This is a genomic window from Helicobacter jaachi (assembly GCF_000763135.2).
Classification (GTDB): domain Bacteria; phylum Campylobacterota; class Campylobacteria; order Campylobacterales; family Helicobacteraceae; genus Helicobacter_C; species Helicobacter_C jaachi.
In genome coordinates this window covers 1-14,687 of record NZ_JRPR02000003.1, presented here as the reverse complement: position 1 = coordinate 14,687, position 14,687 = coordinate 1, and the positions used below count along the sequence as shown (strand labels likewise).

Sequence of the window (14,687 nt, the reverse complement as noted above, 5' to 3'; positions counted from 1 at the left end):
CTTCATCAATGCTGCTTTTAAGGGATATTACCCCCCCCCCCCCCCCGTCATCGCAGCCACGCGCTCATCGTGCATATTACCCTCTATATAAAATTGCTCATTTGTCTTATGTGCATCTAAAAACACTAGCCCGCATGCTTCACATTCCCAAATACCAATGCTTTTATCATCTCTTACGCGTCCAAATCGCCTTTTACTCTCGCTACTACCGCACAAATAACACTTCATTCACAGCTCCTTTATGATATTTTTTAAAATTTCCACCACAGATTCTATACTCTGCAAACTCTCATAAGTGGGCAGATTTATGCCCATTTGTGCGATTGCGTGCGCTATAGGCGTGGGAGTAGGCGCATACTGGGTATAAATAGGCATATCACTTAGCGGATAGAAAAACGCACGCGCATCAACGCCCTTATTTCTAAGCGCGCGCATAAATATCGCCCTATCAATGTCATTAAGCAAAAAGCTCGCAAGCCAAGTGATTTTCTCCCTGTCTTTTAAGTGCGCTTGCGGTGTGATATGCCCTTGCAATGCCTTGATATAGGCATGCTCATAGCTTGCGCGATTACGCAAAATCATATCAATGCGCTCTAATTGCGCTAGCCCAAGTGCTGCTTGCAAATTTGTCATGCGATAGTTAAAGCCAATTTCTGTATGCCAGTAGCGTTTATGCTTATCCATGCCATGGTCGCGCAAGATTCTAAGCTTTTCATTTAATGCCTTATCATTGCACACGCACATACCGCCCTCACCAGTGGTTATTACCTTATTCCCAAAGAATGAAAAGCACCCCACATCGCCAAAGCTCCCTACTTTTTTACCCTTAAAGCTCGCTCCATGAGCCTCCGCGCAATCCTCTATAACAAAAAGCTTATGCGCGCGCGCTAAATGCATTATAGAATCCATATCGCACACCTGCCCATACAAATGCACGGGGATAATCGCTTTCGTGCGCTCGCTTAGCGCAGATTCTATAGCCTTTGGCGCAATGCACCAAGAATCTTCAGAAATATCCACAATCACAGGGCGCGCACCTGCAAGCAGCACGGCGTTAATCGTTGCTGCAAAGGTTAAATCAGGCACGATTACTTCATCGCCCTGCCCTATACCTAAAGCCCTAAGGGCTAAATGCAGCGCCACAGTGCCATTAAACACGCTCACACCATATTGAGTGCCACAATATGCAGCAAAGCTCTCTTCAAAGCGCGTGATATACCGCCCAGTGCTTGAAATCCATGAGCTAAGAAAAGCATCAAGCAAGTAATTAAGCTCATTTCCATTTAAACACGGCGTAGCGATGGGGAAAAAGCGATTTTGCGCGGAGTAAAAATCCACCAAAATATGATTACTATCCACCACCGGCAGGAGCTTAAACTCTTGCAATACATCTAAGTTTGCCGCCTCACCACTTTGGACAAAGTGATAATTCCTTTGCATAATGCGCGTAACGCTATCATGTAAATCTATGCCCTCAAGCAAGCCCCTGCGCACATCGCCATCACTTAGCACGCCGCGCAATCTCATATCATTATCCACTATAAACACCATTCCCATGGTGTTTTTATTAATATGCGACATCGCCTGCAAAATATTTACAGAATCTACTACATACAAATCCGCTAGAGTAACGCTAGACATAGGCTTCCCTCACATCATAAAAATTTAGTCATGAAAATTAGTAATTTTCATGACTAAAAAGAGGGTGCATTTGCGCATATGTGGAGAGTGATATAAAATTACTTTTAGTTTTTTGTGTTATAATCACGCCTCAAATGCCACAGATTGGGCAAACTAAAAGTTTGAAAATTACTAATTTTCATGACTAAATTATTTTTTTCAAGGCAAAATTTTTATGCAAGATGTCAGTAAAATTTCCATTCCTGCGAGCTTTAGCCTCCAAGAAGCCCTACAAATTTTTGGCGTTTATGATGGTGTGCGCTTGCTTATTGTTAATGATGAAAATGGTAGTTTTTTAGGCATTATCACAGACCCAGACATTCGGCGCGGGCTTGTGCGGGGACTAAGCCTCTCTAGCCCTATAGAATCTATCGTGCAAAAATCGCCCATAACAGCCCACATAAACGACTCCAAGCAAAAGCTCATGCGCCTTTCCGCTCAACACAACATCTATGAAATCCCTATTCTTGATGATAGTGGGCGTGTGGTAAGGATAGAATCTATCTCCGCGCTTTTAAAAACCCCAGCACATACAAATCCTATCGTCATTATGGCAGGTGGGCTTGGCACACGCTTACGCCCGCTTACAGATTCTGTGCCAAAGCCTATGTTGAAAGTGGGCTCAAAGCCTATTTTGCATATTATTTTGGAGCGATTTAAAGCACAGGGCTTTGAGCAAATCATATTGTGTGTGAATTATAAGTCGCATATTATTGAGGATTATTTTGGTAATGGAGCACGTTTTGGCTTATCTATTAGCTATGTGAGAGAATCTAAAGCACTTGGCACAGCAGGTGCGCTAAGTCTCATTAAAGACATAGGGCAACAACCATTTTTTGTGATGAATGGCGATATTTTAAGCGATATGGATTTTAATCAAATGCTTGATTTCCACACGCGCCTAGATTCTCATGCCACAATGGGCGTGCGCGAGTTTAGCTATCAGGTGCCTTATGGCGTGGTGGAATGTGAGGGTAGTAAGATTATAAATATCACAGAAAAGCCCACACAAAGCTTTCTAGTAAGCGCTGGAATTTATCTTTTGCACCCATGTGTTTTAGAGCTTATCCCAAAAGATTGCTATTTTGATATGCCTAGCCTTTTTAATAGCATTTTTATGCAAAAATCCTATAATGCCCACTCGTATCTTATTACTGATTACTGGATAGATATAGGGCGACATGAAGAGTATGAGCGCGCCAATAGTGAGTATGGATACTAAATTATTTTTGGGAGTTTTGTATGGGCAGTGCATATAGGCGTGGTGACTACTACACGCATGAGAATGAATACTACAAACAAGTTGATGCGTTTCGATTTGGCAAGCTGTTATCTCATTATGAGATTTATAAAAAGAGTATAGGCGTCCCTGGAGATATCGTTGAATGCGGTATTTTTCGCGGCAAATCATTTTTCCAAATGGCAGGATTTCGCGATGTATTGGAAAATCCTTATTCACGCAAGCTTATTGGATTTGATATTTTTGGTATGTTTCCGCCGACTAATTTTGAGGAGGATAAGGCAATATTACAAGATTTCCTTGATGCCTCAGGCGGGCAAAGTATCGATATAGAGGATATGCATGTCGCATTAAAGGCAAAAGATGTGAAAAATTATGAGCTTATTAAAGGTGATATTAATGAAACTATCCCCAAGTATTGCAAAGACCACCCTGAGCTTAGAATCTCGTTTTTGCATATCGATGTTGATGTGTATGAGCCTTGTGTAACAATTTTAGAGAATCTGTATGAGCGAGTAACGGGGGGGGGGTGATAATGCTTGATGACTACCCCTGCTTCCCCGGTGAGGAAAAGGCGGTAGAGGATTTTATAAGAGGCAAGAACATTGCCTTGCAAAAGCTCCCATTTTCTTCTGCTCCCTCCTTTTTTATTAAGCCTCTTTTATGAGGCTTAACCCTAAAATGTAAATTATACTAAATCCCGTACTTGTGTCAGATTATACGCTTGGCACACCTTGTATTTATAGCCTTAATGCTATTTTTGAACATAAGTCAAACACTACTTTAAACTTTAGGCTTTAGATATTTGCCTATTTTTACCTTTAAGGCGATACAATGCCCCTTTTATTTTACTTTAGGGGCGCATTATGAAAAAACCAATCGTGCATATTGTCCATTGCATCGATACAGAGGGACCCCTCTATCAAAGCACGCAAGCTATTTGCGAGCTGTTAAAATCTACCTTTAGCATACAAATAGACTCTAGGGAGCAAATACAATCACTACAAAAAGGTGATTTTTCTACTATTAGTTTAACGGGGGGGGGGGCATAAACTAGACACCCATACAAAAGAGGCTATTCTTACCTTTCTTGACCCGCACTTACTGCACTCCTATGGGTCATGGGAGCAGATAGATTCTATGCTTGAGCGCATTTGTGCGCCGACATATCGCAATATCTTGCCCGATTCTTTTGGTGGTGGGTGGATTTATAATTGGTTTTGCATGGACCATGTAGGCTTTAGTGGCTATAATCCACGGCGCAGGGACGCAGGCTATCACAATATCTTTGACCACTACAAGGCACTAAAGCATATTACAGATTATGACCATATAAGCTTTCACTACCACCCTATCGCATTTAGCGGTGATTATCACGCAAGTGGCACGGGCTTTTGGGGTGGGAAAATCACCGATATCCTAGCCCATAGAATCATCGATAGAGCCTTTTTCCCTTCCACCTTTCGCCCCGGATTCCACACAGAGCGACCTGATAGCCATTTTTTCCTAGAGCAATGGATTCCTTTTGATTATGCCAATCAATCCACAAAAGGCAGGGATACAAATCAGCCTGATTGCGGTGATGGACGCTTTGGCGATTGGCGTAGAGCTACGACAGAATGGGAAATATACCACCCAAGCCATGATGATTATCAAATTAAAGGCAACTGCCGGCGCTACATCGCGCGCTGCCTTAATATGTATGCGCGTCTGCGCTCCATTACGCAAGATGATGTAAATGATGCCTTTGCGCGTGCAGAGCAGACGCAAAATGATGTAATTCTAGCCTTTGACTGCCATGATTATCGTGATATGAGCTTTGAGATTAATATCTTGCGCGAGTTTATCAAAAACGCTAGCGAATGCTATCCACAAGTACATTTCAAATATGCTAAAGCCGATGAAGCTATGCGCGCAGCACTAGGGCTAAAAAAATCACCGCTTAATCTAAGTCTAGAATATGACTTTGCGCATAATAAATTGCATGTCAAAACGGATAGAAATGTCTTTGGTCCCCAGCCATTTTTAAGCTTCAAAAGCACGCAAGGGCAGTATTTTCACGATAATTTTGATTTTTTTAAGCCCTATCATTGGACTTATACATTTGATAGAAATACACTACCCCCACAAGCATTAGAAAAAATAGGCATAGCAAGCAACACAAATGCCGGGCTTACTGAAGTTGCGGTATGGGATAAGCTCACAAACACCACCACCCACACCACCCTAAATAACGCATAAGGAGCATATATGGCACACAACACCACAAACAATACCGATAGACAAGCATATTGGGATAATTACATTAACTATTGGCAGAAGCGCGTAGCAGATTCTAATACACAATCAAGCCATGCTGATAAAATGCCAGATGATAGGATAATGGCAAGCTACATTACATGGCTTGTCGATGTCATTAGCGATAAAAAGCATGACGCAAAGCAAGGGCAGCGCATAAGTATCTTGGATTATGGCTGTGGCTTTGGCAGAGCATATCCGTATTTTGAGAATCTAGATTGTGCATATAGTGGCTGCGATATTGCAAGCTCTTGCACAGCATATATGAGCGAGCATTATCCTAGTGTGCAGTGTAAGAAACTGCTTGAGCATGATGTGATTCCTTTTAGTGATGAATGCTTTGATGGTGTGTTTTGCTACGGCGTATTTGATGCATGCTTTCAACATATCACACTAGAGCAGATATTGCGCGTGCTAAACATAGGCGGCATAGCCCTAATCACCGGGAAAAATAACAACTACTTTCCAACTGATGAACTAGCCTTAAACGCAGAAATAGGCGCGCGCAAGAATAAGCACCCAAATTTCTTTACCGATACGCGCCTTATGATAGAGCAGCTTCAAGCACGGCATGTGAAAATACTGCAATCACGCTTTTTTCTCCATAGAGCAGATAATGCCACTGATAGCTTTGTGCATGAAATGCCCGAGCAGTTTTACACCTACGCGCTACTTATACAGCGCACAAAGCAAAGCATTCTTACGCCTTTTTGTAACTTTAGCCACACACATAGTAAGACCTTTTTAAACCACGTGCCTAAATGATATTTGCCGCATAAATTTTGCCAAAAATTAGGAGAAAAATTATAATGTTGTGCTAGAATTCTCACCTTTGCAATTAAAAATAAAGATATTTTCAAAGGGGCAGCAGTGGTGCGAAGCGCGCAGAGTAGATTATCGCAAGTCCTACAAACATCTAATATTATAGAATCTAGCGCCGCACAAAAGCGCACAAAGCCCAATACTGAGCAAGTCCCGCTATCACAGCCCATTAATCTTACAGAATCTAGCAAGCATGACTCAAAGCGTTTTCTAGCCATTATCCCAGCGCGTGCAGGGAGCAAAAGACTTCCGGATAAAAATATTAAAAGCCTTTGTGGCAAGCCGCTTTTAGCATGGAGTATAAAATCTGCGTTAGATTCTAAGTATATCGATGAAGTAGTGGTAAGCACAGATTCTAGTGTGTATGCAGAGATTGCTAAAGATTATGGAGCAAATGTGCCATTTTTGCGTCCAGAGTGTTTAGCAAGTGATACGACTACAACCTTTGATGTCTTAGAGCATTGTATTAGATTCTATGAGCAAAATCTTCAAAAAGAGTTTGACTACATTGTGCTACTCCAGCCTACAAGTCCCCTGCGAGAGGCATGGCATATTAATGAGTCTTGCCAAAAGCTGCTAGATTCTAATGCAAATTCGCTTATCTCGGTGTGCAAGTGCGAGCATTCGCCCCTTTGGAGCAATACCCTTGCAGAAGATGAGTCTATGGATAATTTCCTAAGCCCCAAAGTCCTTAATGTCCGCTCCCAAGATTTGCCTGCATATTATCGCCTAAATGGCGTGATTTTCATCGCTAAAACTAAGGCACTCTTACAGGCTAAGAGCTTTTTTATGCCCCACTCCATCGCATATAAAATGGATACTATGTATTCAAGCGACATAGATACCCCACTTGATTTTGAAATTGCCTCTGTTATAAAAAATCACATCAGTGCAAATGTTCATCTTCGAGATTTAACTACTAGCGTAACGGGGGGGGGGCAGAACTAAATTTTACGCGCACTCTTGTGCGGGCGCTAGATTCTATAGCGCATGCATGTATATCGCCTATATTTGCGTGCCAAATGCCGCATCTCAAATCCACACTAGATTCTCAAAATACCATAGAATCTACACCTATCGCGCTGTGCAATACCCATGGCAACACAGCTACCATCTCCGCTCTTACTTTAAGCGAGGCTGCCTAAATGCCGCTTAAAGTGCTTATTATCGGTTATGGCTCCATTGGAGCGCGACATGCAGAGGTCTTGCAAACCTACTTTAATACTACCTGCACACTCATTAGCTCTAAGTCCCTGCCAAACGCCTACCCAAGCCTCAATGCACTAAAAGATATAAAAGCCTTTGATTACTACATCATCGCTTCGCCCACACATACGCATTTACGCTACTTGCGCACACTAGATTCTATGCTAGAGCATAAAATCATTTTTGTTGAAAAGCCCTTGTGCGCTGCTTCTTTTCATGATACCGACTTTGCGCCTCTTATGGCTAACCCCAATCAGGGTAAAAACACTATCGTCGTAGGCTTTTGTCTGCGGTTCCACCCGCTTTTGTGGCGTTTAAAAGAAACATTGCATAATCTTGATAGCGCGCATAAGCCCTATTTTGCGCAAATTTCTTGCGGCTCATATTTACCGCTATGGCGTGAGGGTGTAGATTATAGAGCAGTTTATAGCGCGCAAGAGTACATGGGCGGGGGTGTGCTACTTGATTTAAGCCATGAGCTTGATTATGCGCAGTGGCTTTTTGGGGAGTTTAAGCAAATCGCTGGCTTTAATGGCAAGATTTCAGAGCTTGAGATTACAAGCGATGATAGCCTAAATCTTATTGCCACCACCGCGCAAGGCACATTGATAAATCTTAGTGTTGATTATTTTAGCAAGCAGCCTAGACGCCTTGTGCGCGTACAAACTAGCGCGTATGAATATGAGCTTGACTTAGTGCAAAACACGCTTACCACTACAGACACATATGCCAAAAGCCACCTAGATTCTATAACTTTTACGCGTAATGAGCTTTTTGCTACTATGCACCAAAGCGTCCTGCACCATGCTGGCTTTTTGCAAACTAAACTCCCAAAGCCCCTAGCTAGTCTCGCCAAAAAACGCGATATCCTGCCCAATCTCACAGAATCTGTGCGCCTTATGCACACCATCTCAAGGATAAAAAACATGAAACTACAGCAAAACATTCTTTGTGTTATCGGCGCGCGTGGGGGCAGTAAAGGCGTGAAAAATAAAAATATCACGCCACTTGCCGGTAAGCCCCTCATCGCCCATACTATCCTCCAAGCCCTGCAATCACGGCTTTTTGAGCATATTGTGCTAACTACAGATTCTAAGGAAATTGCACGCGTGGGGCAGGAATGGGGTGCGGAGGTGTTTTTCTTGCGCGAAGCAGCACTTGCAACTGATGAGGCGGGTAAGCTAGGCGCAATACGCGATGCCTTACTAAGAAGTGAAGCACATTACAATACGCGCTTTGATGTGGTGTTTGATTTAGATGCGACAAGCCCGCTGCGCCTTGTGAGCGATATTACAGAGGCGTATGCGCAATTTGTGCGTGATAATAATGATATTTTAATCACTGCTGCGCCCGCGCGTAAAAATCCTTATTTCAATCTTGTAGAAATCTTTGAGGAGGGCGATATGAGCCGGGTTGATTTAAGCAAGCGCCCTAGCAAGCCCATCTTGCGCCGACAGGACGCACCTAAATGCTATGATATGAATGCAAGCATTTATATTTGGAAGCGCGCAGCACTACTCGAGCATGAGAGTGTTTTTACGCCAAATACAGGGCTATTTATCATGCCAGAAGAGCGCAGCATAGATATTGACACGCCGCTTGATTTTGCATTTGTAGAATTTATGCTAACAAGAGCTAATAATCCTATATTTAACGGGGGGGGGGGATAATCTAAAACATAATCCCTCTCTTGTCTTTTTTTATCATTCTACTGCTTTCGCGGGAGTGGCATGATGTATCAAGGATATACATTTCTAGCCATTATCCCTGCTAGAAGTGGGAGCAAGGGATTACCGGATAAAAATATTAAAAGCCTTTGTGGTAAGCCACTTTTAGCATGGAGTATAGAATCTGCGTTAGATTCTAAGTATATCGATGAAGTAGTGGTAAGCACAGATTCTAGTGTGTATGCAGAGATTGCTAAAGATTATGGAGCAAATGTGCCATTTTTGCGTCCAAAAAACTTAGCAAGTGATACGACTAGCACCTTTGATGTCTTAGAGCATTGCATTAGATTCTATAAGCAAAATCTTCAAAAAGAGTTTGACTACATTGTGCTTTTAGAGCCCACAAGCCCGCTGCGCGAGTGCGATGATATTGATAATGCCATTGCAAAGCTTATCGCCCAAAATGCTAGCTCGCTCTCTACCATAGGCGCAGTAAAAGAACACCCCGCTATCTTAAAGCGCGTGCAAGATAATATCCTTAAGCCCTTTTTACCTACCCTGCCTAAAACCACGCGCCGCCAAGATAATGAGCCACTCTACTTCCCCTATGGCGTAGCATATATCGCTAAAACCACCGCCCTGCTAGCAGAGCAGACATTTTACACCAAGCATTGCGCGTATTATGAGATTAAGCCCCATCAGTGCTATGAGATTGATGATATATGCGATTTTTTGTGTATTGAAACGATGATGAAAGCCTTTTATCCCATGCACCACCGCTCCACACAACTCATCACAGAATCTAACCCCGCGCCTAATGCTACAAAATCTTTGCAAAACACGCATACAAGCCCTATAGAATCTAGCCTCATAGAATCTAACGCCCCACAACCACACTCCACACACACTAACCACTTAGAATCCACCCCAACACCCTCACACACCACCACACAAGGAGATACCATGAGTACATTTCTTATTATCGGGCTAGGCTCTATGGGCAAGCGGCGCGTGAGAAATCTCATCGCACTAGGCTTGCAAGCACATATCATCGGCTTTGATGTGCGTTCAGACAGACGCAAAGAAACAGAGGAGAAATACCATATTCCCACATTTGATAGCCTCGAGCTTGCCATGGAAAAGCATAAAATTGATGTATTTATCATCTCTACACCACCGCATTTGCACATGCACTATGCAGAAATCGCTGCAAGGCACAATATCCACTGCTTTATTGAAGCATCGGTTGTAGAAAAAGAGCGCATCTTAGCCCTCTCAAAGCGCGCAAATCAAGACACACTCATTATCCCTAGTAGCACAATGTATTTTTCACAGCTAGTTGAGAATCTGCGCGCACTCCTAGAGCGCAAAACCATTGGAGCAATTTTAAGCATAAACTACCATACAGGGCAGTATCTCCCTAGCTGGCACCCGTGGGAGGATATTAGCGATTTTTATGTAAGTCGTTACGATACAGGTGGCGGACGCGAAATCGTGCCTTTTGAGCTTACTTGGCTATGCGCACTCTTTGGCAAAGCAAACGCAATTAGCGGGCTTTATGGCAAATATAGCGATATACACGCACCTATTAGTGATTTATACCACGCGCTTTTATGCTTTGAAAGCGGTATCGCGCTTAATCTTACTATCGAGGTGCTCTCTCAACCCAAAGCAAGCCGGGAGCTTAGAATCTTAGGGAGTGAGGGTATTATCCACTACACGCAAGATACAAACTGCCTAAGCTACATTAATACGACTATGCAAGATTGGGCGCATATCCCATTTGAGCAAGGCACTATAGAAGCACAATACATTAACCCAGAAGAACCCTACATCAAAGAAATGCAAGCCTTTCTAAACGCCCTAAATCACAATGACCCAAGCCTATTCCCAAACACTCTAGAAAAAGATGCCACAATCCTTGACCTCCTAGAATCTATTGAAAGCAAATCGCAGCATTTCCCCGATGTGTTTAAACAACTAAATACAAAGCAATTAAACACACAATTTAACGGGGGGGGGGCAAAGAGAACATGGGCAAAAGCGAGTGGAGGGGAACTAAATGAATCTCCTTTCTCTCTTACGCCACTTGTTTTGCGCACATGCCCTATTGTGCCGCGTACGCTCACTACATTGCATGCTTATCACTCTGCTACCCTATCTCATGGCGCGATGGTGGCTTAAGATGTTTGAGGGTAAACGTTTTCTAGCCATTATCCCTGCTAGAAGTGGGAGCAAGGGATTACCGGATAAAAATATTAAAAGCCTTTGTGGTAAGCCACTTTTAGCATGGAGTATAGAATCTGCGTTAGATTCTAAGTATATCGATGAAGTAGTGGTTAGCACAGATTCTAGTGTGTATGCAGAGATTGCTAAAGATTATGGAGCAAATGTGCCATTTTTGCGTCCAAAAAACTTAGCAAGTGATACGACTAGCACCTTTGATGTATTAGAACATTGTATTAGATTCTATAAGCAAAATCTTCAAAAAGAGTTTGATTACATTGTGCTTTTAGAGCCCACAAGCCCGCTAAGGGTGAGAAATAGCCCAGCGCGTGAGGGCGACATCGATAGGGCGATACGCACACTTTGCGCACATGAAAAAGCTAGCGCGCTTGTAGGCATAGCCGCTACAGAATCTAGCAATCCCGCCTTTTTAGTGCGGCTAGAAAATGGCTTTATCCGCTCTTATGAAAATAATCATTTTGCGCCCTTACGGCGTCAAGACATTGCTCCTGTGTATTTTTTTGAGGGGAGCATTTATGTTAGTGAAATAGGCGCGCTTTTAGCGCATAGGAACTTCTATCATGCGCACACGCTAGGCTTTATCATGCCAAAGTGGCAGAGTTTAGAAGTCGATGATGGCGATGATTTTGCGATGATTGAAGCCATGATAAACACACACAAGGAGCTTTTATGAAAAATAACATTCAAAGAGATGATTATCTCAAAGCCGCGCAGATGGATAAGCAAAGCACGAAAAACTACTTTGCAAAATCTGTGCAGAAAACCGAGCAGCAAAAGGCATTAGAATCTCTCTTGCTAGATTCTATAAACGCGGTCAAGTTAGATGCAAATGCACCTTTACGCATAGCAGATTTAGCCTGTGGTGGTGGGACATTAAGCTTTCATTTAGCACATCTTTTTCCAAATGCACATTTTTATCTGCTTGATTACAATAGCGATGGATTAAAGCTAGCACAAGAGATTAATGCACCATTTTTAGACCGCATGGAGTTTATAGAGGGTGATTTACGCGCGCTGCCTTTTAGCGATGAGAGCTTTGATTTGGTGTTTTGCTGGGGTGTATTTTTAATATTTGATGAAAAGATGCTTAGTGAAATTGTAGAGGAGGTAAGGCGGGTTTTAAAGCCGCATGGCAGCTTATATGCCTCAAGCTTATTTAACACGGAATTTGATGTAGATTTGCAATGTGAGTTTAGGGACTTAACTAGAGAATCTGGCAAGGCAGGTATTTGGGGGAGATATAGCACCTTTAGCCTACCTACTATGCAAAAGCTGCTGCGAAACTATGCGGAGTTTTGTATCCATGAATTTAACCCACATATCGACTTCCCGCGCACTACGCATAGAGGCATTGCCACTTATAGTGTGCGCGTGCTAGAAGATGTGGAAAAAATCAAAGTAGATGCCGACTTTGGCGGCGCGTTTGTGGGGCAGATGACAAATGTTTATGCAAATAACGCGCAAAGTGCAAATAGCAATGATTTTACGGGGGGGGGCGAAATGCAAGAATAAAGATAAAGCAGATTCTGTAATGCAAGATATTAAGGAAGCGCATGTGAAGAGGCTGCAGATTTCAGCGGGAATGCTAATGAATTGGGGCATTTTGGAGGCAAGGAAGTGAATAGCCACTCTTTGACGTTTAGCCCAACACGCTTAGAGAATCTAGATTCTAGAAATCTGCACAAATTTAGATTCTGTGGGAATCTAGATTCTATGTGTTTGCAGAATCTAAAGGCGCGCTGTTTTGCTTGTGCGTCTGCGTGGTGATTTATCGCGCAAAGATTTAAAGCCAATGCAAACAGAGCGCAAAAGGATTCTAGTATTTACTAAAGAAACATCGCCTGCTTGAGAGCAGACGAGCGGATACCCTTGTTTTGAGGTGTTGCTTTGGCTCTTAGGATTCTACTGCGCACGAGGCGTATTAGACATATGCCGCAGTGAAGCAGTAGAGTCCGCGCAGTCAAATTGAATACCCAAAGAGCAATCCTTAACAAAATTTTAAAAAAGGAGCAATAAACTATGACCTACCAATCCCAACTCCTACGCGCCATTCCCGGCGGCGCGCATACCTACTCGCGCGGCTTTGACCAATACCCAAGCAATGCGCCACAGATTCTAAAACGTGGTAGCGGTGCGTATGTGTATGATGAAAATGAGCAAGAATTTTTAGACTATGGCATGGCGTTGCGCGCCGTGTGTATCGGCTATGCAGACCCTAGAGTAAATGCTGCGGCAATGCAGCAAATGCAGTATGGGAATAACCTCACACGCCCCTCACTCATCGAGCTAGAAGCCGCGCAAACACTTATTGAGGCAATCGATAGTGTAGATATGGTGAAATTTACCAAAAATGGCTCTACTGCTACAAGTGCGGCAGTAAAGCTCTCACGCGCCTACACTGGGCGCACACTCATTGCGCGCTGTTTAGAGCACCCGTTTTTTAGCTATGATGATTGGTTTATCGGCAGCACGGAGGTAAAGCGCGGTATCCCAAAGAGTATTCAAGATGATACGCTCACTTTCCACTACAATGATATCGATTCGCTGCAAGCACTCTTTGAGAAGCACCCAAAAAGCATTGCTTGCGTGATTTTAGAGCCTAGCAATGTAGAGCACCCCAAAAATAATTTCTTGCATAATGTGCGCTCACTGTGCGATAAATACGGCGCGGTGATGATTTTAGATGAGATGATTACAGGCTTTCGGTGGCATATTAAGGGCGCGCAGTATTATTATGGCGTGTGTCCTGATTTATGCACCTTTGGCAAGGCTATGGCAAATGGCTTTTCTGTCGCCGCTGTGGCAGGCAAGCGTGAAATCATGCAGCTAGGGAGCATTGAGTTTGAGGGTAGTGAGCGGGTATTTTTACTCTCTACCACTCATGGCGCGGAGATGGCACCAAATGTTGTAGAGTATTTGTGGGATTATGGGCGGCAGATTGTGCATGGGTTTAATAGCATTGCTAAGGATTTGGGTTTAAGTGAGCATTGTATCGCTACAGGCGTGGAGTGTCAGCCCTATATTTTGACATTTGATGAAAATAGAGAATCTAGCCTCGCATACCGCACGCTATTTTTGCAAGAAATGCTACGTCATAAGATTTTATTCCCTTGCATTGCGATGAGCTATGCGCATAAAAAAACTGAGCTAGAGCGCACACTAGAGGCATTTGCTAAGAGCCTAGAGGTGTATAAAAAGGCGTTAAAAGAAGGCATTGGGGCATATTTGCATAGCCCTGTGGTAAAGCCTGTGTTTAGGAAATATAATTAAGGATAGATGATGAAAAAAGACAATTATTTGCGTGCTATGGAGGCAGATAAACACTTAGCAAAGCAGTATTACGCAAAATCTGTGCAGAAAACCGAGCAGCAAAAGGCATTAGAATCTCTCTTGCTAGATTCTATAAACGTGGGCAAGTTAGATGCAAATGCACCTTTACGCATAGCAGATTTAGCCTGTGGTGGTGGGACATTAAGCTTTCATTTAGCACATCTTTTTCCAAATGCACATTTTTATCTGCTTGATTA

15 protein-coding genes and 2 pseudogenes are annotated in these 14,687 nt (G+C 43.1%); 15 read left to right on the top strand and 2 right to left on the bottom strand.

The window, feature by feature from the left end:
* Positions 1–27: 27 nt before the first annotated feature.
* Both LS71_RS05255 and LS71_RS05250 read right to left on the bottom strand, forming a co-directional pair.
* Positions 28–228 carry a hypothetical protein gene (locus LS71_RS05255; protein WP_034356780.1) on the bottom strand — a complete coding sequence of 67 codons (201 nt, stop codon included), beginning with the start codon at positions 226–228 and terminating at the stop codon, positions 28–30.
* Positions 229–1,641, bottom strand: a complete 1,413-nt coding sequence (locus LS71_RS05250) for an aminotransferase class I/II-fold pyridoxal phosphate-dependent enzyme (RefSeq protein WP_034356783.1) — start codon at positions 1,639–1,641, stop codon at positions 229–231.
* Positions 1,642–1,855: 214 nt separating this feature from the next.
* Between LS71_RS05250 and LS71_RS05245 the strand changes: the two genes are divergently transcribed.
* The 15 genes and pseudogenes from LS71_RS05245 to LS71_RS05190 all read left to right on the top strand — a co-directional run.
* Positions 1,856–2,902 carry a nucleotidyltransferase family protein gene (locus LS71_RS05245; RefSeq protein ID WP_034356786.1) on the top strand — a complete coding sequence of 349 codons (1,047 nt, stop codon included), beginning with the start codon at positions 1,856–1,858 and terminating at the stop codon, positions 2,900–2,902.
* Between the two features lie 20 nt (positions 2,903–2,922).
* Positions 2,923–3,453 carry a TylF/MycF/NovP-related O-methyltransferase gene (locus tag LS71_RS05240; RefSeq protein WP_194145667.1) on the top strand — a complete coding sequence of 177 codons (531 nt, stop codon included), beginning with the start codon at positions 2,923–2,925 and terminating at the stop codon, positions 3,451–3,453.
* Between the two features lie 333 nt (positions 3,454–3,786).
* Entirely contained in the window at positions 3,787–3,972 is a 186-nt protein-coding gene (locus LS71_RS09675; protein WP_238700346.1) for a hypothetical protein, read from the top strand.
* An 88-nt stretch (positions 3,973–4,060) separates the two neighbouring features.
* Complete coding sequence (locus tag LS71_RS05235) at positions 4,061–5,161, top strand: hypothetical protein (RefSeq protein ID WP_238700345.1); 1,101 nt, start codon at positions 4,061–4,063, stop codon at positions 5,159–5,161.
* Between the two features lie 9 nt (positions 5,162–5,170).
* Complete coding sequence (locus LS71_RS05230) at positions 5,171–5,983, top strand: class I SAM-dependent methyltransferase (RefSeq protein WP_034356789.1); 813 nt, start codon at positions 5,171–5,173, stop codon at positions 5,981–5,983.
* A 105-nt stretch (positions 5,984–6,088) separates the two neighbouring features.
* Positions 6,089–6,988, top strand: coding sequence for an acylneuraminate cytidylyltransferase family protein (locus tag LS71_RS05225; RefSeq protein WP_238700343.1), 900 nt, complete (start codon positions 6,089–6,091; stop codon positions 6,986–6,988).
* Positions 6,989–7,062: 74 nt separating this feature from the next.
* A complete protein-coding gene (locus tag LS71_RS09800; RefSeq protein ID WP_275050987.1) occupies positions 7,063–7,185 on the top strand; it encodes a hypothetical protein in 123 nt (40 codons plus the stop codon).
* A pseudogene (locus tag LS71_RS09870) lies at positions 7,186–7,881 on the top strand (Gfo/Idh/MocA family protein); the annotation flags it as partial.
* Positions 7,882–8,172: 291 nt separating this feature from the next.
* Positions 8,173–8,916: an acylneuraminate cytidylyltransferase family protein gene (locus LS71_RS09665; RefSeq protein WP_238700360.1), complete on the top strand. Its 744-nt coding sequence runs from the start codon at positions 8,173–8,175 to the stop codon at positions 8,914–8,916.
* 60 nt (positions 8,917–8,976) lie between these two features.
* Positions 8,977–11,097: a cytidylyltransferase domain-containing protein gene (locus tag LS71_RS05210; protein WP_238700342.1), complete on the top strand. Its 2,121-nt coding sequence runs from the start codon at positions 8,977–8,979 to the stop codon at positions 11,095–11,097.
* A gap of 1 nt (position 11,098) precedes the next feature.
* Positions 11,099–11,833, top strand: coding sequence for an acylneuraminate cytidylyltransferase family protein (locus LS71_RS05205; RefSeq protein WP_138109839.1), 735 nt, complete (start codon positions 11,099–11,101; stop codon positions 11,831–11,833).
* Positions 11,830–12,672, top strand: coding sequence for a class I SAM-dependent methyltransferase (locus tag LS71_RS05200; RefSeq protein ID WP_138109838.1), 843 nt, complete (start codon positions 11,830–11,832; stop codon positions 12,670–12,672). Before LS71_RS05205 ends, LS71_RS05200 begins: the two co-directional genes overlap by 4 nt.
* Positions 12,673–12,753: 81 nt before the next feature.
* Positions 12,754–12,927, top strand: a complete 174-nt coding sequence (locus LS71_RS09435; RefSeq protein ID WP_194145666.1) for a hypothetical protein — start codon at positions 12,754–12,756, stop codon at positions 12,925–12,927.
* A 252-nt stretch (positions 12,928–13,179) separates the two neighbouring features.
* Positions 13,180–14,430, top strand: a complete 1,251-nt coding sequence (locus tag LS71_RS05195) for a glutamate-1-semialdehyde 2,1-aminomutase (protein WP_034357060.1) — start codon at positions 13,180–13,182, stop codon at positions 14,428–14,430.
* A gap of 9 nt (positions 14,431–14,439) precedes the next feature.
* Positions 14,440–14,687, top strand: a pseudogene (locus tag LS71_RS05190) (class I SAM-dependent methyltransferase); the annotation flags it as partial.

Excerpts from the sequence above, each read along its gene's own strand:
- LS71_RS09675 (WP_238700346.1), top strand. The coding sequence starts at position 3,787 with ATGAAAAAACCAATCGTGCATATTGTCCATTGCATCGATACAGAGGGA.
- LS71_RS05250 (WP_034356783.1), bottom strand. The coding sequence starts at position 1,641 with ATGTCTAGCGTTACTCTAGCGGATTTGTATGTAGTAGATTCTGTAAAT.
- LS71_RS05200 (WP_138109838.1), top strand. The coding sequence starts at position 11,830 with ATGAAAAATAACATTCAAAGAGATGATTATCTCAAAGCCGCGCAGATG.
- LS71_RS05230 (WP_034356789.1), top strand. The coding sequence starts at position 5,171 with ATGGCACACAACACCACAAACAATACCGATAGACAAGCATATTGGGAT.
- LS71_RS05235 (WP_238700345.1), top strand. The coding sequence starts at position 4,061 with ATGCTTGAGCGCATTTGTGCGCCGACATATCGCAATATCTTGCCCGAT.
- LS71_RS09665 (WP_238700360.1), top strand. The coding sequence starts at position 8,173 with ATGAAACTACAGCAAAACATTCTTTGTGTTATCGGCGCGCGTGGGGGC.
- LS71_RS05255 (WP_034356780.1), bottom strand. The coding sequence starts at position 228 with ATGAAGTGTTATTTGTGCGGTAGTAGCGAGAGTAAAAGGCGATTTGGA.
- LS71_RS05240 (WP_194145667.1), top strand. The coding sequence starts at position 2,923 with ATGGGCAGTGCATATAGGCGTGGTGACTACTACACGCATGAGAATGAA.
- LS71_RS05210 (WP_238700342.1), top strand. The coding sequence starts at position 8,977 with ATGATGTATCAAGGATATACATTTCTAGCCATTATCCCTGCTAGAAGT.
- LS71_RS05245 (WP_034356786.1), top strand. The coding sequence starts at position 1,856 with ATGCAAGATGTCAGTAAAATTTCCATTCCTGCGAGCTTTAGCCTCCAA.
- LS71_RS05205 (WP_138109839.1), top strand. The coding sequence starts at position 11,099 with ATGTTTGAGGGTAAACGTTTTCTAGCCATTATCCCTGCTAGAAGTGGG.
- LS71_RS09800 (WP_275050987.1), top strand. The coding sequence starts at position 7,063 with ATGCCGCATCTCAAATCCACACTAGATTCTCAAAATACCATAGAATCT.
- LS71_RS05195 (WP_034357060.1), top strand. The coding sequence starts at position 13,180 with ATGACCTACCAATCCCAACTCCTACGCGCCATTCCCGGCGGCGCGCAT.